The organism is Streptomyces sp. NBC_00038 (genome assembly GCF_026343635.1).
GTDB lineage: Bacteria > Actinomycetota > Actinomycetes > Streptomycetales > Streptomycetaceae > Streptomyces.
Map to the genome: position 1 here is coordinate 5,902,897 of NZ_JAPELQ010000001.1, position 23,973 is coordinate 5,926,869.

The 23,973-nt window shown below is 71.2% G+C and carries 21 protein-coding genes; 11 read left to right on the plus strand and 10 right to left on the minus strand.

Annotated features, from left to right (window positions below; all coding sequences use genetic code 11):
• Nucleotides 1-160: 160 nt before the first annotated feature.
• Nucleotides 161-1,786: an oleate hydratase gene (locus OG219_RS26700; protein WP_266836240.1), complete on the minus strand. Its 1,626-nt coding sequence runs from the start codon at nucleotides 1,784-1,786 to the stop codon at nucleotides 161-163.
• Between the two features lie 210 nt (nucleotides 1,787-1,996).
• On the opposite strand from OG219_RS26700, the gene OG219_RS26705 reads away from it, so the two are divergent.
• Both OG219_RS26705 and OG219_RS26710 read left to right on the plus strand, forming a co-directional pair.
• A complete protein-coding gene (locus OG219_RS26705; RefSeq protein ID WP_266830529.1) occupies nucleotides 1,997-2,776 on the plus strand; it encodes an SDR family NAD(P)-dependent oxidoreductase in 780 nt (259 codons plus the stop codon).
• A gap of 352 nt (nucleotides 2,777-3,128) precedes the next feature.
• Nucleotides 3,129-6,896 (plus strand): BTAD domain-containing putative transcriptional regulator, encoded by a 3,768-nt coding sequence (locus OG219_RS26710; RefSeq protein ID WP_266830531.1) that lies wholly within the window; start codon nucleotides 3,129-3,131, stop codon nucleotides 6,894-6,896.
• Nucleotides 6,897-6,939: 43 nt separating this feature from the next.
• On the opposite strand, the gene OG219_RS26715 is transcribed toward OG219_RS26710, so the two are convergent.
• The 4 genes from OG219_RS26715 to OG219_RS26730 all read right to left on the minus strand — a co-directional run bounded on the left by OG219_RS26715 (nucleotide 6,940) and on the right by OG219_RS26730 (nucleotide 12,556).
• A complete protein-coding gene (locus OG219_RS26715) occupies nucleotides 6,940-8,646 on the minus strand; it encodes a bifunctional 3'-5' exonuclease/DNA polymerase (RefSeq protein ID WP_266830533.1) in 1,707 nt (568 codons plus the stop codon).
• A gap of 78 nt (nucleotides 8,647-8,724) precedes the next feature.
• Nucleotides 8,725-9,465, minus strand: coding sequence for a Clp protease N-terminal domain-containing protein (locus OG219_RS26720; RefSeq protein WP_266830536.1), 741 nt, complete (start codon nucleotides 9,463-9,465; stop codon nucleotides 8,725-8,727).
• 230 nt (nucleotides 9,466-9,695) lie between these two features.
• Nucleotides 9,696-11,837, minus strand: coding sequence for an ABC transporter permease (locus OG219_RS26725; protein ID WP_266830538.1), 2,142 nt, complete (start codon nucleotides 11,835-11,837; stop codon nucleotides 9,696-9,698).
• Complete coding sequence (locus tag OG219_RS26730) at nucleotides 11,831-12,556, minus strand: ABC transporter ATP-binding protein (RefSeq protein WP_266830540.1); 726 nt, start codon at nucleotides 12,554-12,556, stop codon at nucleotides 11,831-11,833. Before OG219_RS26730 ends, OG219_RS26725 begins: the two co-directional genes overlap by 7 nt.
• 157 nt (nucleotides 12,557-12,713) lie before the next feature.
• Here OG219_RS26730 and OG219_RS26735 point away from each other — a divergent pair, with 157 nt between their 5' ends.
• Entirely contained in the window at nucleotides 12,714-13,838 is a 1,125-nt protein-coding gene (locus tag OG219_RS26735; RefSeq protein ID WP_266830542.1) for a DUF2786 domain-containing protein, read from the plus strand.
• 19 nt (nucleotides 13,839-13,857) lie between these two features.
• Here OG219_RS26735 and OG219_RS26740 read toward each other — a convergent pair whose 3' ends face one another.
• Entirely contained in the window at nucleotides 13,858-14,409 is a 552-nt protein-coding gene (locus OG219_RS26740) for a DUF4232 domain-containing protein (RefSeq protein WP_266830544.1), read from the minus strand.
• Nucleotides 14,410-14,567: 158 nt separating this feature from the next.
• Between OG219_RS26740 and OG219_RS26745 the strand changes: the two genes are divergently transcribed.
• A complete protein-coding gene (locus OG219_RS26745) occupies nucleotides 14,568-16,943 on the plus strand; it encodes an FUSC family protein (protein ID WP_266830546.1) in 2,376 nt (791 codons plus the stop codon).
• Nucleotides 16,944-16,950: 7 nt separating this feature from the next.
• Here the strand turns inward: OG219_RS26745 and OG219_RS26750 are convergent, their stop codons facing one another.
• The 3 genes from OG219_RS26750 to rpmB are packed head-to-tail and all read right to left on the minus strand — an operon-like array spanning nucleotide 16,951 to nucleotide 18,055.
• Complete coding sequence (locus OG219_RS26750) at nucleotides 16,951-17,460, minus strand: hypothetical protein (protein WP_266830548.1); 510 nt, start codon at nucleotides 17,458-17,460, stop codon at nucleotides 16,951-16,953.
• A 53-nt stretch (nucleotides 17,461-17,513) separates the two neighbouring features.
• On the minus strand, nucleotides 17,514-17,819 hold the full coding sequence (gene rpsN / locus OG219_RS26755; RefSeq protein ID WP_266830550.1) for a 30S ribosomal protein S14: 306 nt from the start codon (nucleotides 17,817-17,819) through the stop codon (nucleotides 17,514-17,516).
• A complete protein-coding gene (gene rpmB, locus OG219_RS26760) occupies nucleotides 17,819-18,055 on the minus strand; it encodes a 50S ribosomal protein L28 (RefSeq protein ID WP_266830552.1) in 237 nt (78 codons plus the stop codon). Before rpmB ends, rpsN begins: the two co-directional genes overlap by 1 nt.
• Before the next feature lie 62 nt (nucleotides 18,056-18,117).
• Between rpmB and rpmG the strand changes: the two genes are divergently transcribed.
• The 5 genes from rpmG (at nucleotide 18,118) to OG219_RS26785 (ending at nucleotide 20,550) form a co-directional block, all read left to right on the plus strand.
• Nucleotides 18,118-18,282, plus strand: a complete 165-nt coding sequence (rpmG, locus tag OG219_RS26765; protein WP_266830554.1) for a 50S ribosomal protein L33 — start codon at nucleotides 18,118-18,120, stop codon at nucleotides 18,280-18,282.
• Between the two features lie 5 nt (nucleotides 18,283-18,287).
• Entirely contained in the window at nucleotides 18,288-18,551 is a 264-nt protein-coding gene (locus OG219_RS26770; RefSeq protein ID WP_266457120.1) for a type B 50S ribosomal protein L31, read from the plus strand.
• Nucleotides 18,551-19,720, plus strand: coding sequence for a GTP-binding protein (locus tag OG219_RS26775; protein ID WP_266830557.1), 1,170 nt, complete (start codon nucleotides 18,551-18,553; stop codon nucleotides 19,718-19,720). The genes OG219_RS26770 and OG219_RS26775 overlap by 1 nt, the downstream gene beginning before the upstream one ends.
• A gap of 4 nt (nucleotides 19,721-19,724) precedes the next feature.
• Complete coding sequence (rpsR, locus tag OG219_RS26780) at nucleotides 19,725-19,958, plus strand: 30S ribosomal protein S18 (protein WP_266830559.1); 234 nt, start codon at nucleotides 19,725-19,727, stop codon at nucleotides 19,956-19,958.
• Nucleotides 19,959-20,277: 319 nt separating this feature from the next.
• Nucleotides 20,278-20,550 carry a DUF397 domain-containing protein gene (locus OG219_RS26785; protein ID WP_266457112.1) on the plus strand — a complete coding sequence of 91 codons (273 nt, stop codon included), beginning with the start codon at nucleotides 20,278-20,280 and terminating at the stop codon, nucleotides 20,548-20,550.
• 78 nt (nucleotides 20,551-20,628) lie between these two features.
• Here OG219_RS26785 and OG219_RS26790 read toward each other — a convergent pair whose 3' ends face one another.
• Entirely contained in the window at nucleotides 20,629-21,156 is a 528-nt protein-coding gene (locus tag OG219_RS26790; protein WP_266830562.1) for an ATP-binding protein, read from the minus strand.
• Between the two features lie 337 nt (nucleotides 21,157-21,493).
• Here OG219_RS26790 and OG219_RS26795 point away from each other — a divergent pair, with 337 nt between their 5' ends.
• Nucleotides 21,494-22,318: a helix-turn-helix transcriptional regulator gene (locus tag OG219_RS26795; protein WP_266836241.1), complete on the plus strand. Its 825-nt coding sequence runs from the start codon at nucleotides 21,494-21,496 to the stop codon at nucleotides 22,316-22,318.
• A 180-nt stretch (nucleotides 22,319-22,498) separates the two neighbouring features.
• Entirely contained in the window at nucleotides 22,499-23,959 is a 1,461-nt protein-coding gene (locus tag OG219_RS26800; RefSeq protein WP_266830564.1) for an aldehyde dehydrogenase family protein, read from the plus strand.
• Nucleotides 23,960-23,973 lie beyond the last annotated feature (14 nt).

Consider the following 23,973-nt stretch of genomic DNA (forward strand, 5'->3'; position numbering starts at 1 on the left):
CGGGTGCCCCACCGCGGGTGGCCTGCCTGCTGGCCGGGACACTGACACGGAATTCACGCCCAGGACAAGGACGGGAAATTCCTCGGTTACGAAAGACTTTCGTATACGTGCGCGGGGTACGGCGGGGTACAGAGCTGCTTCGGCGATCCGTGCGCCTGCGTCAGCGGCGGTGCAGGGTCTCCAGGGCCTCGACGAGGATCTTCGGGTCGTACCGGCCCTTGTAGACGGGCGGGGGCTGCCTGTCGAGTTTGAGGAGTTGGGCCACCGCGGTCCAGGCGGTGCGCACGGAGTACTCGACGGTGAAGACCACGTCGTCGGGGACCTCGGCGTACTGGCCGATGAACGCCAGGTTGGTGGAGCCCTGGGGGACGACCTGGGGGCGGTCGCCGGCCTTGCGGACCAGGAACTGGCTGGTGATGTAGGGCATCTTCGCCGGGATCACGATGGAGCCGTCCAGGATCCGCTCGCGCTCGGCGAACGGCAGGTGCTGGAGCACCTCGTCGAGGATCTCGCGGCCCGTGCACTCCGACATCGGCTTGCCGACGAAGTCGCCCTGCCGGTCCGGGAACAGGGCGTAGCCCCACCACACGAACGTGTCCTCGGGCTGCTCACGGAAGTGCGGCTGGTGGTTCAGCACGATGGTCAGCAGCCAGCTCGACTCCTTGAAGGTGATCAGGCCGCCCTTGCCGGCCTCGCTGCCGCTGAACTCCTCCATCAGCTTGAAGAGGAGCGGGTCCTTGGTGGTGACGGTGAACGACTCCCAGGTGGAGTCCTTCGTCGAGGAGTCGAACACCTTCGGGTCACCGAGGCCGGCTCCGGGGCGTTTGGCGGCCAGGGTCTCCCACAGCTGCCAGGCGCCGCTGGCAGAGGTGGTGTCCAGGGCGGGGACCGTGTCGGTCGAGCCCAGGGTGGAGTTCGCGGTCATCGAGCCGTTGGTGACGAAGACCAGGTCGTCCGGACCGACGGCCGTCTCCCCGGACTTCCCACCGCGGTCCCAGGTGAGGGCTTCCACCGTCAGTGCGTCACCGTCGGCCAGGCGCAGGTCGGTGACGCGGGTCCCCAGCTGGAGGGTCACTCCCTGGGCCGTCAGCCAGGCAAGGAGCGGGCGCACGATCGAGTCGAACTGGTTGAACCGGGTGCGGTAGATCCCCGACATGGTGTCGAAAGTCTTGAACAGGTGGACGAAGCGGTTGAGGTAGCGGCGGAACTCGATCGCGCTGTGCCAGGGCTCGAACGCGAAGGTCGTGCACCACATCGCCCAGAAGTTGGTGGTGAAGAACTCCTCGTGGAACAGGTCCGCGATCCGCTTGCCGTCCAGCAGCTTCTCCGGGGTGGCCACGCACTTCACGAGCTCAAGTCGGTCCCGCTCGGAGAACGTCATCGAGTGCGCGTCGATGATGTTCCCGTGTCCGTCGACCAGGCGGGCGTGGTCGTCCCAGGCGAAGTCCTCGTGGAACGCGAACGTGTCCTCGGTGACCGACTTGGCCGGGTCGTCCAGCGAGGGGATCGAGGACAGCAGGTCGTAGGTGCAGTCGAAGTGGACCTCGAACATCCGCCCGCCGCGCATGGTGTACCCGGTCTCGGGCGAACCCGCCGCGTCCAGGCTGCCGCCCTCGCGGTGCTGCTCCTCCAGGATCACGATGTCGTCCCCCGCGAACCCGCCCTCGCGGATCAGGAACGCCGCCGCCGACAGCGACGCGATCCCACTGCCCACCAGATATGCCTTGGCCACAGCCATCCCTCGTTCCGTCGTTCCGTGTTTGCCTTTGCCAAAGACAGCCGCGATCGGACACCGGCACCGGCCCGGCATCGGCCCGGCACACGGCTTTCCCGAGGCTGAAGGAGCCCTCCATGGGTCCCCTGCCGAGCCGCGCCCGACACCGGCGGGAACCTCGGGTCGCCGGTTCGGCCCAGCCTCGGGCGGTCATGATCACCTCAACGCGTCGTGTTCCGCCCCGCGCGCTGTCACCTTGGGTGTGCCATCTAGGGTGCGGACATGACCTCGCAGACCTACCTTTCTGAACTGTTTTCGCTCGACGGCCGGGTTGCCGTGGTGACGGGGGGTAGTTCCGGCATCGGGCGGGCCATCGCCGGGGCGCTCGGGCGGGCGGGCGCGAGTGTCGTGGTCGTGGCGCGCAAGGAGCCGGAACTCGTCGCCACGGTCGAGGAGTTGGTGGCGGAGGGCTGCCGGGCGGCCTGGGTGAGTGCCGATCTGAGTACTCGCGACGGGGTGCGCGCGGGGGCGGAGCAGGTGGCCGAGGTGTTCGGTGAGCCCGACATTCTCGTCAACAGCGCCGGGGTCAACCTCCGGCCGCCGATGGGCGAGCTCGGCGAGGACGTGTGGGACACCACGATGGCGGTGAACCTGGAGGCGCCCTACCTGCTGGGCCGGCGGTTCGGGCCCGGCATGGCCGAGCGCGGCTTCGGGCGGATCATCCACATCACCTCCCAGCAGGCGCACCGGGCGTTCGTCCAGAGTGGTGCGTACGGAGTCTCCAAGGGTGCGTTGGAGTCGCTGGCCCGCTCCCAGGCCGAGGCGTGGTCGCCGCACGGCGTCACCTGCAACACGCTGGTGCCGGGCTTCGTGATGACAGCGCTCAACGCGCGGCTGTCGTCCGACCCGGAGAAGGTGGCGGCGCTCGCCGCGCGCACGATGATCGGGCGCAACGGTCTCGCCGAGGACTTCGCGGGTGCCGCGGTGTTCCTCGCGAGCGGCGCTTCCGCGTACGTCACCGGGCAGTCGATCTTCGTCGACGGTGGGTTCTCGGTGCACTGAACCGGTCTCAAGGACTGCTGGCCGGGCCGCCGTCGGCCGAGCGGTTCGAGGCCAGGGGCTCGTACTCGGGCTGACACGACAGACGGAGGCCCCGGTCGCTCACCTCGACGACTGGGGCCTCTCGCGTCCCCGGATCCGGCCACGGCGGTGACACTCCCCCGAGTTGCGCGTTGAACGCGCGCGCCGTCGGGCCAGATCCGATGTAGTGATCACATCAGGCCACGCCAACGGATCGCTAACATAATGGCCAACGGTAGTGACCAACGGTTCCACGGGGAGCCGAGCGCCGGGCGGCCGGAAGTCGCCGTCGGCGCGGTCGGGTTGGTGTGCGGGAAGGCAGTGGGGCGGCGTTATGCGGTACGGGCTGCGGCGTGGACTGCGGTTCGGGCTGCTGGGGCCACCGGTTCTGTACGACGCCGACGGCGAGGTCCGTTCGGTCGGTAGCGGGAAGATGCGCGCCCTGCTGGTCGCGCTGCTGCTTGAGCCGGGCCGGGTCGTCTCGGTCGAAGTGCTCAAGGACGCGTTGTGGGGCGGGGCGCCACCGGCGTCCGCGCAGGCCTCCCTGCAGAACCATGTGACGCGGCTGCGGCGCCTCCTCGACGAACCGGAGCGGCTGCGCGCCGTGCCGCCGGGGTACGTCCTGCGCGTCGGCGAGGGCGAGTTGGACGTCCGAGTCTTCGAGAACCACGTCACGGCCGCACGTGCCGCGCACGCCGGGCGCGACTGGGAGCGCGCGCTGAGCGAGTCCGCGACCGCGCTCGCGCTGTGGCGCGGCACGCCCCTGAGCGGGCTCCCGCCCGAGAGCGGCGGATACGCCCTCGTTCAAAGGCTCACGGAGGCGCGGCTGCTTGTTCTGGAGTGGCGGTACGAGGCTGAGTTGGGCCTTGTGGGGGCGGGGGCCCGGGGTTCCGGGGGCCTTGGGGTGGGTGGGGGTTCCGAGGGTCTTGGGGTGGGCGGCTGTTCCGGAGCGGCTCGACTGGACCGTCTCGCACCGGAGTTGGCCGCGCTCGTCGCCGAGCATCCGCTCCGTGAGGCCTTCCACCGGCTGCTGATGCTCGTGCTGCACCGCACCGGCCGCCGGGCCGAAGCCCTGGCCGTCCACCGTGACCTGCGGGCCCGCCTGGTCGAGGAACTCGGCGTCGAACCGGGGACCGCGGTGCGGGAGGCGCACCTGGAGATCCTTCGGGAGGGGGATGGGGGGAGCGCGGGGGAGTTTCTTGGGAGCTCCGGCGGGGCGGCGCGCGATGCGGCCGAGGTCGAAGGGGCGGGAGGCTCGGGGTCGCGCTCCGCTGGGTTCGGCTCTGCAGGGTCTCGCTCCGCTGGGGCGCGCTCCACTGGGTTCGGTCCTGCGGGCTCCCGCTCCGCAGGGTCCCGCTCCGAGCAGTCCGTTTCCTCAGAGCCAGGTCACCCGGAGTCACGCTCTCAGGAGCCAAGATCCCCGGAGTCCGGTGCTGCGGAGTCCGGTGTCGCTGGCTCCGTACCTGCTGGTTCCGCCCCTCCAGGCTCCGCCCATTCGTCCTCCGCCCCGTCGGCCCGCACCCCCTCAGAGCCCACCACCCTCACCCACCCGACCCCGCCTCGACCCGCTCAACTTCCGCCTCCCCCCGCACACTTCACCGGCCGAAGCGACGTACAGGAAGCGTTGCGCCCGGTCCTGGACGCGGATCACGATCACCACACCACCACCGGCCCCCGCGTCGCCGTCATCAGCGGCATGGCAGGCGTCGGCAAGAGCGCGCTCGCGCTGCATGTGGCGCATGGGCTCAGGGAGCGTTTCCCTGACGGGCAGCTGTACTTCAACCTGCACGGGGCCACACCCGGAATGACCCCGCTCACGCCCGGTCAGGCGCTCGCCGCGCTGCTGCGTGACCTCGGTACGGAGCCGCGCCGCATCCCCGAACACCCGGACGCGGCCGCCGCGTTGCTCCGGTCGATGCTCGCGCCCACCCGCACGCTGATGGTGCTCGATGACGCCGCGCACGCCGGGCAGGTACGGCCGTTGCTGCCCGCGGGCTCGGGGTGCGCGGTGATCGTGACGAGCCGTTCGCCGCTCACGGCACTGGACGGCGCGCACCGTTTCCCTCTGGCCCCGCTGTCGGACGAGGACAGCGCGGTGCTGCTCCGCGCGGTCTCCGGACGAGTGGAGGGGCTCGACGGCGGACACCCTCTCGTCGAACTCACCGGCCGGCTGCCGCTCGCCCTCCGTATCGTCGCGGCCCGCCTCGCCGCGCGCCGCGCGCTCACGCCGGACGCGCTGGCCGGTCAACTGGCCGCCACGGAAGGGCGGTTGCACCATCTCGAGTACGACGACCTGAGCGTACGAAGGTCGCTGGCCGTCGCCCATGACGCGCTGCACGCCTCGGAGCGGCAGGCCGACCGGGACGCGGCGCTCGCCCTGCGCCGTATCGGTGCGCTCGACCTCCCCGCGTACGGGGCACCCCTCCTCGCTCGGCTCACCGGCACGGACCAGCGCCGTGCCGAGGCCGCCCTCGACCGCCTCGTCGACGTCGCCCTCCTGGAGGAGACGGCCTACGCCCGCTACGCACCCCACGACCTCGTCCGCGACTTCGCCCGCGAGATCGCGGCGACACCGGACGCCGGGAGGGAGACCGACGCGGTCTCCGCGCCGGTCTCTGTGACGGCCTCCGCGCCGGATTCCATGCGGGTCTCCGCGGCGGCCCCTGCGTCGGCCACCGCAACGGCGCCCGCGCTGGTCTCCGCAACGGCCCCCGCGCCGGATCCCATGCCGGTCTCCCCGACGGCTCCTGCGTCGGCCACCGAGACAGTCATCGCAAAGGAAAGTGAGACGGCCCCAGCGCCGATCCCCGCGCTGGCCAGCGACGCACCCCCCGCGACGGCAAGCGAGACGGCCCCAGCGCAGACCCCCGCGCCGCCCAGCGACGCACCCACCGCGGCGGCCGCCGAGATGGCGGGCCCGGAGGCCGGCACGGAGACAGACGCCCAGACCGACTCAGAGGCAGACGCCGAGCCCGAAACCCCCGTCCCCGCGGAACGCGCCCTCCGCTGGTACGCCGCCGTAGCCGCACGCACCCTCGCCGCGATCGTCGAGCCGGGCCTCGACCGCGACGACCGCGGCAGGCCGACATCGTCGCAGCCGGCCTCGCACGTGGCGGACGTCGCGGCCACGCAGCCGTTCGGCTCCGCGAAGGAGGCCTTCGCCTGGGGTGATCTGGAGCTGGAGAACGTGGTCGTGCTGGTGGAGCGGTACGCGCAGGTGTGCTCGTACGTTCCCGTGCTGGTGCGCCTGCTCCACCCGTACGCCCAACGCAGTGGCCGCGTCGCCGAGGCCGAGGTGCTCCAGCGGTCCGCGCTCTGTGCCGCGCGACGGCTCGGGGACGAGGCCGCCGAGGCGTACGCGCTCGGAGACCTCGCGGGGCTGCACTTCATGACCGGGCGCGCGGGCGAGGCGCTCGCACTGAACGACGAGGCGCTGGCGATCTGGCGTCGGCTCGGGGTCCTGTCGTGGGTGCGGCGGGGCCTGAACAACCGCGGCATGCTCCTCGAAGGGCTCGGCCGGCACGACGAGTCCAGCGAGGCGCTCCTGCAAAGCCTCGAACTCTCACGGAGGCTGGGGGACCAGCACACCGAGGCCATCACCTACAGCAACCTCGGCAACCTGTACGAGCACACGGACCCCCGGGCCGCCATCGACCACCACAAGCGGAGCCTCGCGCTCGGCGACGCGCTGGACGACGTGATCATCCGGCACTCCGCGCACTGCAACATCGGCTACGCCCACCTCACCCTCGGTGAACCGGTCGCCGCCCTGCCGCACTTCGAGGAGAGCCTGCGCATTCTCGGCAGCCACGGCGACTGGCACGGCGAGGCCCAGACCCGGCTCGGGCTGGTGCGCGCCCTGCGCGGAGTGGGGCTCGGCGCGCGGGCCGCGCGCGAGTGCGACCTGCTCCTCGGCCGTGCCGACAGCCGCGCCGACGGGTACAGCGGAGGTCTCGCCCGCCATCAGCGCGGGTTGCTGCTGAGCATGGAGGGTGACGCCGAGGGAGCGTACGGGCAGTGGCGGTCGGCTCTCGAAGCGCTGGACGGGACGGACACCCCGGTGGTGGGGGAGCTGAGGGAACTCCTCAAGTCCCAGCCGTAGCAAGAAGTCCCGGCCGTAGCGAGATGTACCAGCCCTAGCGAGCTCACTTCGCATCCGCATAGCACTCCACCACCGCCGTCGTGAACGGAAAGCGCACCGGTGTCTCGCCGAACGTGAGGCGGCCCGCGAGGTCGGCCGCCTCGCGGATCGCGGTCACCACGGTGTCGGCCTCCTCGGCCGGGCAGTGAACTATCACCTCGTCGTGCTGGAAGAAGACCAGCTCGGCCGCCAGGTCCTTGCAGGTGCGCCGGAGGGCGGCGAGCACCAGCAGGGTCCATTCGGCGGCGCTGCCCTGGACGACGAAGTTGCGGGCGAAGCGGCCGCGGGCGCGGGAGTTGGAGGAGGCGTAGCCGGGGACCCAGGCGGACGTCTGGTCGCCGGTGGTCTCGGCGGGGTCGTCCTGCGGCAGCCCCGCCTCCTCCGACGCGGATGCGGCATCGTCGGACGCGCCGACCGCCGGAGGGCACGTGCGCCCGAGCCAGGTCCTGACGAGCCGCCCCTCCTCGCCCGCGCGCGCCGCGTCGTCCACGTAGGCGACGGCCTTGGGGAAGCGGCGCCGCAGCAGGGCGAGGTTCTTCAGCCCGTCGCCGGACGTCTGCCCGTACACGGCCCCCAGCACGGCGAGCTTGGCCTGCGCCCGGTCGCCGGAGAACGCCCGGTCCGACACCGACTGGTACAGGTCGCTCTCACGGCCCGCGACCTCCATCAGCCCCGGATCGCGCGAGATCGCCGCGAGCACCCGGGGCTCCATCTGGTCGGCGTCGGCCACGACGAGCCGCCAGCCGGGGTCGGCGACCACCGCGCGGCGGATCACCTTGGGGATCTGCAGCGCCCCGCCGCCATTGGTCACCCACCGCCCGGTGACCGTCCCGCCCGGCAGGTACTCCGGTCTGAACCGCCCGTCCCGCACCCAGTCCTGGAGCCAGGACCAGCCGTGCGCCACCCAGATCCGGTACAGCTTCTTGTACTCGACCAGCGGCTTCACGGCCGGATGGTCGATGGACTCGATCTCCCAGCGCCGGGTGGACTTGACCTTGATCCCGGCCTGCGCGAAGGCCTTTATGACGTCCGCGGGCAGGTCGGGCCTGACCCGCCTCCCGAAGGCCGCCGAGACCTCTTCGGCGAGCTCGGCAAGGCGCCGGGGTTCGCCCCCGCCCGCATACCGCTCGCCGAGCAGTTCGTGCAGTACCTCCCGGTGGACGTCCGCGCTCCAGGGCAGCCCCGACTCGTTCATCTCGGCGGCCACCAGCGTCCCCGCCGACTCGGCCGTCGTCAGCAGGTGCATCCGCTCCGGGAAGGCGGTCGCTTCGTGGCGGCGGCGCTGGTCCGCGTACACCTCCAGGAGGTCTTTCAGGGGTACGTGCACCGGGCGCGGTTCGAAGAGGGAGGACTGCGAGCCGGGTTCGGCGGAGCGCTGGGGCGGGTCCGGCGGTACGGGGCCGCCGCGCAGTCTCGCGAGCGCGGCGGCCGCCGACCTGGGTTCGCCGAGCCGTCCCTCGTGGCCGAGGAGCAGCGTCTCGGCGGCCTCGATGTCGTAACACCGCTCCACTCGCACCCCCGTGGCGAGCAGTCGCGGATATACGTCGGCCGTGGACCGCCAGACCCACCGGGTCACGTCCGGCCGTGTCCGCACGGCGTCGACGAGATCCGGTTCCCTGCGCACCGGACCTGCGGGCAGCCCGTCCGGGCCGAGGGGGGCGATCTCCGCGCCGCCGTCCTCGGCCGGTGCGAGAGCCCACCGGTCGGTCATGATTGCGAGTCTCGCAGGGGGGTCTGACAATCGCGTCGAGCGCGGCGCGTCGGCCGGCCCCTGCCCCGGCCGCCCCGGTCAGCCGGTGGTCTCCGTCCGCGCCTTCACGATCTCCGCGATCATGTGGACGATGGTTTCCTCGGCCGCCGCCTTGTTCACGCCGACTCCGCTGAGGACTCCCTCACCGTTCTCGAACTCCAGCAGAGCCAGCAGGATGTGTTCCGTACCGACGTAGTTGTGGCCGAGGCGGAGGGCCTCGCGGAATGTGAGTTCGAGGACCTTCTTGGCGGCGGGGCCGTACGGGATGAGTTCCGGTACCTCGGCGGCGGCCGGTGGGAGCGCTGCCGTCGCCGCCTCGCGTAGGGCGTCCAGGGTCACGCCCTGTGCGGTGATCGCCTGCGCGGCGAGGGCGTCGGGTTCGGCGAGGAGGCCGAGGACGAGGTGTACGGGGAGACCCTCGGTGTTGCCTGCGGCCTTGCCCTCGGTGTGCGCGGCCATCACCACCTTCCGGGCGCGCTCGGTGAAGCGGCCGAAGCCCTCCTGGCTGGGGTCGAGGTCTGCGTCGGCCTTCGGGACGAAGCGCTTCTGGGCTGCCTGCCGGGTGACTCCCATGCTCTTGCCGATGTCCGTCCAGGACGCGCCCGAACGCCGGGCCTGGTCCACGAAGTGGCCGATCAGGTGGTCGGCGACTTCGCCCAGGTGGTCCGCGGCGATCACCGCGTCCTGGAGTTGGTCGAGGGCGTCTGTGTGGACCTTCTTGATGGCGTCGATGAGGTCGTCGAGACGTACGGATGCCGTGCCGGGTGGGTTCGTCGTCATGTGTCAACCGTAGGTTGGCAGTGGGGGAGTGTCAACCCGAAGTTGACACGTCTGGGGTGGGTGTCCGCCGGTGTGGGGAGGGGTTTTTCGCCCCCTCCGCCCCTACCCGTCCCGTACCTGGGGGCTCCGCCCCCAGACCCCCGCTCGCCCGAAGGGCTCGTCCTCAAACGCCGGACGGGCTGGATATGCCTCCCCGGGGGTTGAAAGTGCGGCCTTGTGAGTGGGGGGCACTACTTCGCCCGCCGGAGCCGGACGGACTGCAGGGTCATCGCGCCCGCCCCCGAAGCCCCCACCCCGATCACCAAGCACACCCCCACGCACCCGGCCACCACCCCCCACGGCACCCCCACCCCCACCGGCGCCGACAACCTCCCCAACGCCACCGCCAATCCCGCGAGGTTCACCCCGGCGACAGCGCCCCCGAGCAGCGCTCCGACGCCGACGCCCACCACCGTCTCGCCCGCGACCACGCGCAGCACCTGCCCGTGAGTGGCCCCCGCGAGCCGCAGTGACCGCAGTTCCGCACCCCGCGCGGACGTGGCCATCAGGAGTGTCCCGGCGAGTGAGATCCCGGTGTAGACGAGGGCTATGCCGAGGACGACCAGGAGACCGAGCCGGGTCTGTGGGCTGGTGTGCGGATGGGTGGCGGTCAGCCATGCCGAGGTGGGCCGGACCGTCCCGCCGGTCGACCGCAGCGCCTCGGCGACCGCCGCCCGGTCCGCACCGTGCGCCACCCGCACGTCGAGCCGGTCGACCGTGGCGCCCGGCGCGTTCGCCGCAGTCACGTACGCCCCGTTGTCCCCCGTCCCCTGCGCAAGGACCGCCGCGATACGCAGCCGGGCGGGCCGTCCGTCCCCGAGCCAAACCCGGACCCACGAGCCCACCTCGTGCCGCTCCCACTCCTCGTTCACGACGATCGAGCTGTCGTCGAGATCGCGCACGTCGCCCGCCACCACCGGAAGCCGGGCCACCGAGGCGAACGCCGCCACGTCGCTCACCGCCCGCGCGTCGGACCGTACGAGAGCGGTCCCTTCCTCCCGTACGAAAACCGCGGTGGAGGCGCTGGCCGACACTGTGGCCCCCGCTACCACGGAGCCGTCTCCCAACCCCTCCCCAGTGACCACGAACTCCCCCCGAGTCTGCTCCCGCGCCTCCGTCGCCCGCGCCCCCGTCACCGTCGCCGCCGACCCCAGCAGCGAACCCGCCAGCGCCACCGTCACCAGAACGGGAGCCGCCACGGCGGCGGTTCGGCGCACGGACGTGGCCGCGTTCTCGCGGATGAGGAGCCCGGCGGCTCCGGGCAGCCGGATCAGCCGTACGACCGGACGCACCAGGACCGGAGCCAGCGCCGCCACCCCCGTGATCAGCACCATCGGCTGCGTCACGTACGTCTTCCGCTTCAGCAGCGCCGCCGGATCCGTGCCCAACGTCCAGGCCAGCAGGCCGAGTCCGGCCGCGAGCAGCGTGAAACCGACCGCCCGCCGCGACCACGGCATCACCCCCGTGTCGACCGACGCCTCGCGCAACGCCTCGACGGGACCGATACGAGCCGCCCGCCGCGAGGCCGCCCACGCTCCGGCGACGGCAACCAACACCCCCGTGCCGTAAGCGACTTGGTACGGCCAGCTCACCGATCCCGGCAGCGCGAACCACGAAGGTGCCACGCCGCCGTCCACCAGCGCCCGCACCAGCCACGGCGCTGACCAGGACCCCAGCACGCATCCCACCGCCGAGGCCACGAGCCCCACCGCGACCGCCTCCCCGAGCACCATGCGCCGCACCTGCCCGGGCGTCGCCCCGGCCATCCGGAGCAGCCCGAACTCCCGCCGCCGCAGGGCGACTACGAACGCGAACGTCGACGCCGTCACGAAGACCGACACGAAGGCCGTGACCCCGGCGGCGGTGCCCAGCAGGGAGTTGACCCCGACCAGAGCCTCGGCGTCGCGAGCGGCGGAGGGGTCGGCCTGGTGGCGGTCGTCGCCGGTCAGGACGCGGCCGCGGTCGCCGACAAGGCCTCGTACGGCCGCGACGGGCGCATCCACGCCCACCGCGTCCCGTACGTCCCCGTCCACCCGTACCTGTCCCAATTCCCGCAGCTCGGCGATCAGTTCACTGTCCACAGGGTGTGGATGCGCCAGCTTCTTCGACACCTGGGCGGTGTCCGGCCCCCGCCGGACCTCCACCGAGAGCGTGTCCCGGCCCATCACCACGACCGGCGACGAGGCGAACCTCTCCGGCGCCAGTGAGGGTGCGTCGAGGGAGGCGGCGAGGCCGAGCCCCATCGCCGTCATCACGGCGACCCCGAGCGCGACGGCGACGAAGGAGCCGAGCAGGGACGCCCAGCGCGTACGCAAGGAGGCCAAGATCAGCACTTCACGCCCCCCAGCCCGGCCATGTGCCCGGCGATCTCCCCCGCCGAAGGAGCCGCCAGCTCCCCGCTCACCCGCCCGTCGACCAGGAACACCACCCGGTCCGCGTACGAAGCGGCCACCGGGTCGTGCGTGACCATGACCGTCGTCTGGCCCTCGCGGTCCACCAACTCCCGTAGCAGGGACAGCACTTCATGGCTCGTGCCGGTGTCCAGCGCGCCCGTCGGCTCGTCGCCGAAGAGTACGGACGGGCGGGTGATCAACGCCCGGGCGAGTGCCACCCGTTGCTGCTGCCCGCCGGACAGCTGTGACGGCCGGTGTCCGGAGCGGTCCGCGAGACCCACCCGGGCCAGCGCATCCCGCACCGCCCCGCGCGCGGGCCGCCGCCCGGCCAGCCGCAACGGCAGTGCCACGTTCTGCGCCGCCGTGAGCGACGGCAGCAGATTGAACGACTGGAACACGAACCCGATCCGCTCCCGCCGCAGCAGCGTCCGCCGCCGCTCACTCAGCCCGGCCAGCTCGACCCCGTCGACGGCCACGGTCCCGGAACTCGGCCGCTCCAGCCCGGCCGCGCACTGCAGCAAGGTCGACTTCCCCGACCCCGACGGGCCCATCACGGCGGTGAAGGTCCCGGCGTCGAAGTCCAGGTCGACCCCGTCCAGGGCGGCGACGGCACCGTAGTCACGGCGCAGGGATCGGATACGTACCGCTGTGGTGTCCATGCCCTCCAGCGAACCGTCCGGGGGCCGCCAGGACACGACCACCAGGGGGTCTCCTGCGGGTAGGGCCAGCCATACCGCAGGCCGGGCCTCACCTGCTGGCCGGGCCATACCCGCAGGCCGGGCCATACCACCAGGCGCCCCGTGACACGATCGAGGAATGAGCAGCAGTACGCCCAGCACCGTGGAGCGCGCCTTCGAGGCCGCCCTCTACGCCGACTCCGACGCGGCCCTCGACACCGGCGCCTCGATGCTCGCGGCCGACCCCGCGGCGGACACCGAACTCGCCCGGCGCGGCGAGGAGTTCGTCGCCGGGGCGTGGCGGCGCGGCTGGCAGCCCGCCGATCTCGTACGGTTCGTGCGGCGCGAGCTGGAGGACGTACACGTACGCCTGGTGTCGACGCTGATCGTGAGCGGGAGCCGGGAGCCCCGGGGCCCGCGCTGGGCGGCACAGCTCGAAGAACTGGACGCGCAGCCGCCCCGTACCGACCGCTTCTCCTACGCCACGGCCGCGCTGGAGCTGTACCGGCTGCTCCTCCGCCTCCCCTCCATCGAGCCACTGGACGCCCCCGGGGGAACAGCGGCCGCCGCCCCGCAGGACTCCCGCATGCTCACCCGCATCCGCGCCCTGCTGGCGAAGGCCGAGGCGACCGGGTTCCCGGAGGAGGCGGAGGCGTTGAGCGCCAAGGCGCAGGAGCTGATGGCGCGGCACAGTATCGACGAGGCGCTCCTTGCGGCCCGTACGCATGCCAAGGACGCGCCCGGGGCCTGCCGGATCGGGGTCGAGGCGCCGTACGAGACGGCCAAGGCGGTGCTCCTGGACGCGGTGGCCGGGGCGAACCGCTGTCGCGCCGTGTGGAACGACGCCCTCGGCTTCTCGACCGTCGTCGGTTTCGAACCCGATCTGGAGGCGGTCGAACTCCTCTACACCTCACTGCTCGTGCAGGCCACGGCCGCGATGACGAAGGCGGAGGCGGCGCAGCGCGCGGGCGGGCGGAAGCGTACGAAGACCTTCCGGCAGTCGTTCCTGGCCGCGTACGCGCACCGGATCGGCGACCGGCTCGCGTCCGCCGCGGAGAGCCAGGCGAGCCAAGTGACAGCTGCCGAGGGGGAGTTGCTGCCGGTCCTGGTGGCCCGCGACGTGGCGGTCGCGGACCACACGGAGCGCATGTTCCCTCAGACGGTGACCACCCGGCTGCGCGGGGTGACCGACGCGGCCGGCTGGGAAGAAGGGGCCGCGGCGGCGGACCGGGCGCAGGTCAGGGGACGACGCCCGATCCCGTGACCCTCGCCTGCTCCGGGGCTCAGTCGCCCGCGTGCTGGAACGGGCTCACGGAGGCGTCCGGGTCGCTCGCCTCGGTCTTCCCCGCGACAGGGCCGTACGACCACGGGAAGTCCTTGGTCGCGGTGGCGCCGGGCAGGCTGATCTTCACCGTCTTCGCGTCGAGGCTCTTCGCGTCGGCCGCGTCACCCCGTACATAGGTGATGGTGAAGGTCGCGGTGTCGTCCTTCGCCAGGGTCAGCTTCTCCGGCTGCGCGGCCTCGTCCCCGGCCACGGTCGCGGAGGCCTCGCCGGCGTTCAGGTCGATGACGGGGAAGCCCTCCAGCGTGCACTGGTCGCCGCTGTTGGTGATCGTGAAGGGCACGATGCCGGTGTCGCCGGCGGCCGGGGCCTCGCTGGCGGGGCCGGCCTCCAGGCCGACCTGGCCGATCTCGCAGGCGGTGGCGGCGGCAGCCGTGGCGGAGGCGGTGGCCTTCGTGTCGCTGTCACCGCCACTGGTGTCACCGCTGTCGCTGCAGGCGGTCAGGGTGAGGGCCGCCACGAGGGCGGTGACGGCGATCGGTATGGCGCGCATGTTCTGGTTCCCCTGAGATCGTGACGGTGCTCCCAGGATCATCACGCATATCGCTGTGCTCCCGTTCCACCACCCCGGCCGCCCAGCTCATCCCCGCCCCTTCCGCCCGGCCTCCTCTCCGGACCGCGAACCCCCCGAAACCTCCGTACGCTGGCGGAATGAGCTGGCTCCGGGCGCTGAGGGAGACCACACGCTCGGGTCTGCGGGTCGAGCGGAAGCGTCTCGAACCGCTGATCGCCCTGCGCGGCGCGGTGGGGCTCGCGCTGGTGATCGCGGTGAGCCTGTGGGCGTTCGGGCCGGGGGCGGCGGCGAGCTCGGCGTTCGGGGCGTTCCAGGCGGCGATCGCCACGTTCCAGCGCAGCTGGCGCCCGCGCCCCGAACTCGCCCTGGCCTCCGGCACGAGCCTCGCCGTCTCCACGTTCCTCGGCTACCTCACCATCTCCCACCTGGTCCTGTTCCTGGCACTGCTGGTGGTGTGGACGTTCCTGGCGGGGATGAGCTGGGCGGCGGGCCCGACCATCGGCCTCATCGCCTCCTCGAACGTCGCGATCATGCTGGTCACGGTCACGCTGCCGACATCGGTCGCGCAGGCGGCGGGCCACGCGGCGATGATGGTCGTGGGCGGCCTTGTGCAGGCGGTGCTCGTCGTGCTTTTTCCGGTACGGCGATGGGGCGCCCACCGTGACGCGCTGGCCGACGCCCTGGCCTCCGAGGCGGACTACGCGCGCCGCCTCCACGAGGACCCGGTGACTCCCTTCGACCCGCTCCCGCTGATGGAGGCCCGCAACGCGGCGGCCGTCACTCCGCGCCAGGCCCGCACCCGCCCCGCCGAACTCCACGGCACCCGCGGCCTCGCCGAACGCATCCGCCCCGTCCTCGCCTCCCTCGCCGACCCTGCGATGGGCGTCCCACCCGAGGGCCGAGCCCGCGACCGAGTCCGCGAACTCCTCGCCGCAGCCGCCACCATCCTCGACGCCACCGCCCACGCCATCCGCCACGGAACCCCGGTCTCCCTCCCCCCGAACGCGGTCTCCACCTTCAGAACCCCCGACACGGGCTCCATCCTGACCGGCCCCCCGTACCGCGCGGCGAGACGCCTGAAAACCCTCTTGGAGGACGTGGCGGAAACGGCGGGAGGCACACAGGAGGACCCGCCGAGCCGCCTCCGAACCACTGCCACCGCTGCGGGCATGCGCGCCCTTACAACTGTCCTAGCTGTGGGCATGCGTGCCGCTAGGGGCGGCACGGGTGGGCACAGCGGCACCCTGCAAGCGCAGGCAAGCGCACCCACCCCGACCCCAGCCCCCACCCCGGGCACAGGAAAACCCACCCCCACCCCTCCCAAGCTCCGCCCCACCCTCCCCCAACTAATCCCCGTGGCCCTCCGCTCCATGAGAAGAGAACTCCACCGAGGCTCTCCCATCACCCGCCACGCGACCCGCGTGACGGCGGTAGCAGCCACCGGCTACCTCCTCGGCACGTGGCTCCCCTTGGGCCACGGCTACTGGGCCCCGCTGACCTCGGTCATGGTCATGCGCCCCGACTTCTCACAGACGTACAGCCGCGCAGTCGCCCGCTTCGGCGGCACCCTCGTAGGCGTCGCCCTCGCCACCGGCGTCGTACAGGCGGCGCACCCGGACACGAACCTCTCGGCCACCCTCGCCGTGATCAGCGCGGCGTTCATGTACCTGCTGATGCGCACCGGCCAGATCGCCGCCCAGGCTTGCACCGCCGCGTACGTCGTCTTCCTGCTCGGCATGGGCGGCGAGGAGTGGACGCAGACGGTCCCCGAACGCGTACTGCTCACCCTGCTGGGCGGCCTGCTCGCGGTGATCGCGTACGCGGTCTACCCGGCCTGGGAGACCCCGAGACTGCGCACCCGCCTCGCCGACTGGCTGTCCGCGCTGGGCAGTTACGCGGCAGCGGTGGTCACCAGGTACGCAGACCCCACCACCGGCGCCACCGCCGACCCCAGCACCGGCGCCACCGCCACCTCCGACGTCCGCGAGGCACTCCTCCGCTCCCGCGCAGCCCGCGCCTCCTGGCACGCGGCCGTGGCCCGAGCCCAGGACGAGCCGGTACGCCACCGCGGCCTGTCCAGAACCGCGGCCGAGGACGCCGAGGACGCCCTCGCCCAACTGGGCCGCGTCGCCATGCTCATGGAGGCCCACTTCCCGAACCGGGAAGCGCCCCCCGCCCCGGCCGCCGCCCGCTTCGCCGAAGCCCTGCGCACGGCCACCGAACAGGGCGCGAAGGCGATACGAGAGCGTCGCGTCCCGCGCTGGGACGCCGTACGCGAGGCGCTGGAGGCCTGGGACGGCGCGGGCGTCCCCGAGGGCGGGCCGGAAGCGGTAGTCCGCCAGGGCGCGGGCCTGCTCCTGAACTCCCTCACCGAACTCTCCGAGGCCCTCGACACCGCCGTACCCCCGATGACGGCCGGAGGATCCGCGAAGACGGCCGGGTCCGCGAAGACGAACGGGTCCAAGAACACGAACGGGCCGCGGAACCCGAAGGATCCCGCGACCCGGCAGTGAGGGAACGTCAGCCCAGGCTCCCCGTGGGCAACCCGCTGGGCAGCTGCCCGCCCTCGGACCTCGTGTACGACTCCGCGCCGAGATCGCTCTCCCACGTGACCTTCATGGCAGTGCCGCTCACGGAGTCGACCATCCCGACCGCGCGGTCCTTGTTGCCGTCCGTGCAGGTGAGCCGGATCATCCGCATGCCCGACTCCTCGCCCGCCGTACCGCTGCACACCGTGCCGCCGGTCTCGAAGAGCCCCGCCTGCGTGCCGGTGATCACCAGCGCCACGGCCTTGCCGTCCGTGGTCGCCAGCCAACTGCCCTCCAACTGGCCGCCGGAGGAGGCGGACGGGGATCCCGAACCGCCGCCCGTGTCGGCCGACCCGCTCGCGGACGCGCTGGGGCTCGCGGACTCGTCCGCGGAACCGTCGTCGCCGCTGCAACCGGTCAGCACGAGCGCGGCCGCCAGGGCCGTGACCGCGGACGAAGCCGCGATACGTGCCGGACGTCGCGCGAAGGTCGCCGAAGCCACTGAAGCCCCCAAGTGTGGTGAAGATGCCGGGTCACCGGAATGACCGCAGCAAGTTACCAGGAGGACTTGCGAACCCCCGGAAGGAATCCGGCGTGCGCTTGCTCACGCAGATTCACCCGGGAGAGGCCGAAGGTACGGAGGTAGCCGCGCGGCCGGCCGTCCACACTGTCCCGGTTGCGTACGCGGGTGGCGCTGGCGTCGCGCGGCTGCCTGCGCAACTCCTCCTGGGCGGCGAGCCGTTCGGCCCCGCTCGACGAGGGCCGGCGGATGATCTCCTTCAGCTCGGCCCGCCGGGCGGCGTACCGCGCGACGATCTCCTGGCGCCTGTCGTTCTTCGCGATCTTGCTCTTCTTCGCCATCAGACCTTCCCTCCTCGGGCGCGGATCCGCGCCACGGCCGCCTCGACGCCGATCGTGTCGACGGTCTTGATCCCGCGTGCGCTCAGCCGCAGCCGTACGTAACGGCCCTCGCTCGGCAGCCAGTAGCGCTTGCGCTGGATGTTGGGGTCGAAGCGGCGTGAGGTGCGCCGGTGGGAGTGGGAGATCCGATTGCCGAAGCCCGGCTGGGCGCCGGTCAGCATGCAGTGGGCCGACAAGGGTGACGCACCTCTCCAGTTCGCTGGTTGGTAATGGGAGTCATTTTCAGTAAGGTATCAGCATGGCACGCAACGAACTCCGTCCGGTCGTCAAACTCCGGTCGACGGCCGGGACCGGCTACACGTACGTCACCCGCAAGAACCGCCGGAACGACCCGGACCGGATGGTCCTGCGCAAGTTCGACCCGGTCGTCCGCCTGCACGTCGACTTCCGAGAGGAGCGCTGACCGTCATGCGCGAAGGAATCCACCCGTCGTACGGCCCGGTCGTCTTCCGGGACCGTGCCGCGAACCACGCCTTCCTCACCCGCTCGACGCTCTCCGCCACGGCGGGGGAGAAGACGATCGAGTGGGAGGACGGCAACACCTACCCGGTCTTCGACGTCGAGATCTCGAACGTCAGCCACCCCTTCTACACGGGCAACGCGCGCGTACTGGACACCGCGGGCCGCGTGGAGCGCTTCGAGCGACGGTTCGGCAAGCGCGGGGGCCGCTGATGGAAGGCGGGGGGCTGTCCGTCGCGATCGTCGGCGGACTGCACGCCGATGCCCGCAGGGCGGCCGTCGAGCGCCTCCTCGCGGACGTCCCGGGCAGCGTCGCGCTCCACCACGACCTCGCGACGGCCGCGGCGGGCACGGTCGTCCGTACGATCCGCGACGCCACCGGCCTGCTGTCCGTCGGCGAGGCTCCCCTCGTCAACGACTGCGCGTGCTGCGCCCTGCGCGAGGACCTGGTGCCCGAGCTGGAGCGGCTCGCGGACGCCGGGCTCACCCGGCTCGCCGTCGTCGAGCTGTGGGACTCGGTCGAGCCGAGGGCCATGGCCGAGGTCGTGGCCTCCAGCGGTCTCACGCTGACCGGCGTGATCACCGCCGTCGACCCCGCCCTCCTGCTGCCCTACCTCGGCAACGGCGACGACCTCGCCGACGGCGGCCTCGCCGCTGCCACCACCGACCAGCGGACGGTCGCGGACACCTTCGCCCGCCAGCTGGAGTACGCGCCCGTCCTCGCCATCACCCCCTCCGAGGAAGCGGACGACGAGGATCGCGCGCTGCTGGCCCAGTTGCATCCGACGGCCAGGCAAGTGCCGATCGGGGAGGGCGACTTCGCCTGGCCGCTGCCGACTCCCCGCTCTCCCCTCGCCGAAGCCGCCCTCGCCGGGTTCGACGTCGAAGCGGCCGCCGCCGCCCAGCACCCCGCCTGTGCGCTGCTGCCGGCCGATGCCGACGAGTGCGGGGTCGCCACCCTCGTATGGCACCGGTGCCGTCCGTTCCACCCGGAGCGGCTGTACGAGGCGCTGGAGGATCTGACCTGCGCGGCCGCGCGCAGCCGGGGGCGGTTCTGGCTCGCCGACCGGCCCGACACGCTGCTGCACTGGGACGCGGCCGGGGGCGCGCTGTGTGTGGAGAGTGCGGGCCCGTGGCTGGCCTCGCTGCCGGACGCGGCGTGGGACCTGGTCCCGCCGGTGCGCCGGGCCGCCGCCGCCCTCGACTGGCACCCGGAGCACGGCGACTGCTGCCAGCACCTGGTCTTCACCTCCCCGGGCCTGGACCGCGACGGACTCGAACTGCTCCTGGAGTCCTGCCTGTTGACCGATGCCGAGTACGCCGCCGGACGCACCGCCTGGAAGCGGTTGCCGCCCGCCTTCGACACCCTCCTGGAGGTCTGACCCCATGGCTCGCAAGCCCGAGCGCAAGCCCGCCAAGTCCCGCCCCAACCCGCTGGACCGCGAAAAGATCACGTACATCGACTACAAGGACACGGACCTGCTGCGCCGCTTCATCTCCGACCGGGGCAAGATCCGCAGCCGCCGGGTCACGCGCGTGACGGCGCAGCAGCAGCGGATGCTGGCCCGTGCGATCAAGAACGCACGGGAGATGGGGCTGCTGCCGTACGCCGGCCGTTGAACGGCCCGTCTGTTTTCGCCCCCAATTTGTCGAGATTTCACGGAGATTGGAACACCGTGGCCGCCGTGTGCGTCTCTTCTTACAAGCACGGGGGCCGGAGGTCGCGTGTAATGCGATCTCCTGGGAATGCGCTGGACCAGCTGTAGTCGTCTGGACGACCGCCTGTAGTCAAAAAGGGCGGCAAAAGCTGTAACCACAGGACCACCCCGCGTGCACGTGCATCTGCCCATGCATCTGCACATGAACAGAGCTATGATCCGGGTCAGTTGACCACTGCATCAATGGCCACATCAGCCACTGCACGACCGGGGAGCGACCTGTGGACCACGACGTGTACGACGTGGATTTCGTGGATGACGTGTACAACGGCATGGCTGCGACAGAGCTGAACGGAGTGGCCTGGCAGAAGAGCCGGCACAGCAACTCGCAGGGTTCCTGCGTGGAGTTCGCGCGGCTGCCGGGCGGCGACGTCGCCGTGCGGAACTCGCGGTTCCCCACCGGGCCCGCGCTCGTCTACACGCGCGCCGAGATCGAAGCCATGCTCCTGGGTATCAAGGACGGCGAGTTCGACCACCTGGTGGCAGGCGCCTGAGTACCGAACCGAGTGTGACCGCCGCCTGGCGGTGAGTAACGCGCGTAGAACCGCGGCGCCAAAAGGCGCCGCGGTTCTCTATTCGCCCGGAACGGTGCCGGGTGTCGCGCCCGAAGCCGGCGGCAGCCGGAACAGCGCCCACACGACCTTGCCGCTGAGGGTGCCCGCGAGCGGGTGCCAGCCCCAGCTGTCGGCGAACGAGTCGACCAGGAAGAGGCCGCGGCCCGACTCCGCCGAGAAGTCCTCGGAGTCTCCCGCGACCGGGCTGTCGTGACTGGGGTCGCGCACCGCGCACACCAGACGCTCGGTCCACCGCATCAAGTGCAGCCGTACGGGCGGGCCTTGGTCGCAGACGCGCGGCTTGTCCGAGGGCAGTGCGTGCCGCAGTGCGTTGGTGACGAGCTCGGAGACCACCAGGCAGACATCGTCGAAACGGTCGCCGACGTCCCACTGGTCGAGCGTTCTGCGGGTGAACTGCCGCGCCTCACGCACCGCTTCGTAGCGGGCGGGCAAGGCGCAGGAAGCGGCGTTGGACACGGCCGCGGGATCGAGCGGCGGAAGTCCCTGCCGTAAGGGCTCGAGCATGGTCGATCCATTCGTCCCCATGCGAGGCACTCCCGGGTGTTCGCGGTCGTTGCGATGCAGCGGTGGCGCGAGGACCATGGTTCCGAATGCGTAGAGCAGATGCAAGGGCAGATGCACGTGCACGCGCCCGAATTGGACCTTCCTCTACCAGTTCTTGCTCATTTCTTCTGTCACCTTCTTCACTCTTGTTGACCCTCCAGTGGTCTTTTCCTGTGGCGCCGCTTCGGAAGCTTTCCGTTTCTGTAACCGAACGAGTACAGCTCGAAGTGTTTTAGTGGCAGACTGCGGGCCCTGGAGACGGTTGGGGAGGCGGACGAACGTGAGCGCTGGTGAGTCGAGCGGCTCGGTGGTGCGCCGCATGCTGCTGGGATCGCATCTCAGGCGCCTGCGAGAGGCGCGTGGAATCACCCGGGAAGCGGCCGGTTACTCGATCCGTGCCTCCGAATCGAAGATCAGCCGCATGGAGTTGGGACGGGTGAGCTTCAAGACGCGCGACGTCGAGGATCTGCTGACGCTCTACGGGATCATGGACGAGGCCGAGCGAACCTCCCTGGTGTCCCTCGCGAAGGAAGCCAACGTCGCGGGCTGGTGGCACAGTTACTCGGACGTCCTGCCCAGCTGGTTCCCGACCTACGTCGGCCTGGAAGGCGCCGCCCATCTGATCCGGGCGTACGAAGTGCAGTTCGTGCACGGCCTGTTGCAGACCGAGGCGTACGCGCACGCGGTCGTCACACGCGGCATGAAGGGCGCGAGCGTCGCCGACATCGACCGGCGCGTGGCACTGCGTCTGGAGCGGCAGAAGTACCTCGTCGCCGAGAGCTCCCCCGAGTTCCACTTCGTTCTCGACGAGGCGGCCCTGCGCCGCCCGTACGGCGACCGCGAGGTGATGCGCGGCCAACTCCAGCATCTGATCGAGGTGTCGGAGCGTCCCAACGTACGACTTCAGGTCATGCCGTTCAGCTTCGGCGGCCACTCGGGAGAGAGCGGCTCCTTCACGATCCTCAGCTTCCCCGAGTCCGACCTCTCCGACGTCGTCTACCTGGAGCAGCTCACCAGCGCGCTCTACCTGGACAAACGCGAGGACGTCACGCAGTACGAGAGCGCGCTGAAGCAGTTGCAGCAGGACAGCCCGGGCCCGTCGGAGAGCCGTGACCTGCTCAGGGGGCTGCTCCAGCTCTCCTGAGCCCCTTGTGAGCCCTCCTGTGGATCTGGGTGGAGTCTTCACAGACTCTCCAGAGTTGTTCTCCAACTCCCTTGAGACACAAGTACGATGACATCTGATCAGGCGTTGATCGGTTGTGTTGATGTCTGCTGACTCAGACTCGGATGTCTGCCTCGGCAGCACAGGGATTTGAGGGAGCACATGTCGTCCTACTTCACCGACCTGGCCCAGCAGTACATCGACGGTGAGTGGCGCCCAGGGACCGGGTCCTGGGACATCATCGACTTCAACCCGTACAACGGCGAAAAGCTGGCGTCGATCACGATAGCGACGGTCGACGAGGTCGACGAGGCCTACCGCGCGGCCGAGCGCGCCCAGAAGGAATGGGCCGCCACCAACCCGTACGCGCGCCGTGCCGTCTTCGAGCGCGCTCTGAAGATCATCGACGAGCGCGAGGCGGAGATCACCGAGGTGATCATCGCCGAGCTCGGCGGCACGTACCTCAAGGCCGGCTTCGAACTGCACCTCGTCAGGGAGTTCCTGCGCGAGTCGGTCAATCTGGCGCTGCGCCCCGAGGGCAAGATCCTCCCCTCGCCGGTCGACGGCAAGGAGAACCGCGTCTACCGCGTCCCCGTCGGTGTCGTCGGCGTGATCAGCCCCTTCAACTTCCCCTTCCTGCTGTCCCTGAAGTCCGTCGCCCCGGCGCTGGCGCTCGGCAACGGCGTGGTGCTGAAGCCGCACCAGAACACCCCGATCGTCGGCGGTTCCCTGGTCGCCAAGATCTTCGAGGACGCGGGCCTGCCCGGCGGCCTGCTGAACGTCGTCATCACCGACATCGCCGAGATCGGCGACGCGTTCATCGAGCACCCGGTCCCGAAGGTCATCTCCTTCACCGGATCCGACAAGGTCGGCCGCCATGTGGCCACCGTCTGCGCCTCGCAGTTCAAGAGCGCGATCCTCGAACTGGGCGGCAACAGCGCGCTGGTGGTCCTGGACGACGCGGACATCGACTACGCGGTCGACGCCGCGGTCTTCAGCCGGTACGTCCACCAGGGCCAGGTCTGCATGGCCGCCAACCGCGTCCTCGTGGACCGTTCGGTCGAGGCCGAGTTCACCGAGAAGTTCGTCGCCAAGGTCAAGACGCTGAAGGTCGGCGACCCGACCGACCCGACGACGGTCATCGGCCCGGTCATCAACTCCTCCCAGGCGGACGCGCTCACCGGCGTGGTCGACCAGGCGATCGCCGAGGGCGCCACCGCCCTCGTGCACGGCACCACCACCGACAACCTCGTCGAGCCGAGTGTCCTGACCGGTCTGCCGGCCGACTCGGCCATCCTCCAGCAGGAGATCTTCGGCCCGGTCGCCCTCCTCATCCCCTTCGACGGCGAGGAGGAGGCCGTACGCCTGGTCAACAACACCCCGTACGGGCTCAGCGGCGCCGTCCACACCGCCGACGTCGAGCGCGGAGTGTCCTTCGCCAAGCAGATCGACACCGGCATGTTCCACGTCAACGACGGCACCGTCCACGACGAGCCCCTCGTCGCCTTCGGCGGCGAGAAGCACTCGGGCATCGGCCGCCTGAACGGCGAGGCGACCGTCGAGGCCTTCACCACGCAGAAGTGGATCTCGGTGCAGCACGGCCGGAGCTTCTTCCCGTTCTGACCCGCTCAGCAGTG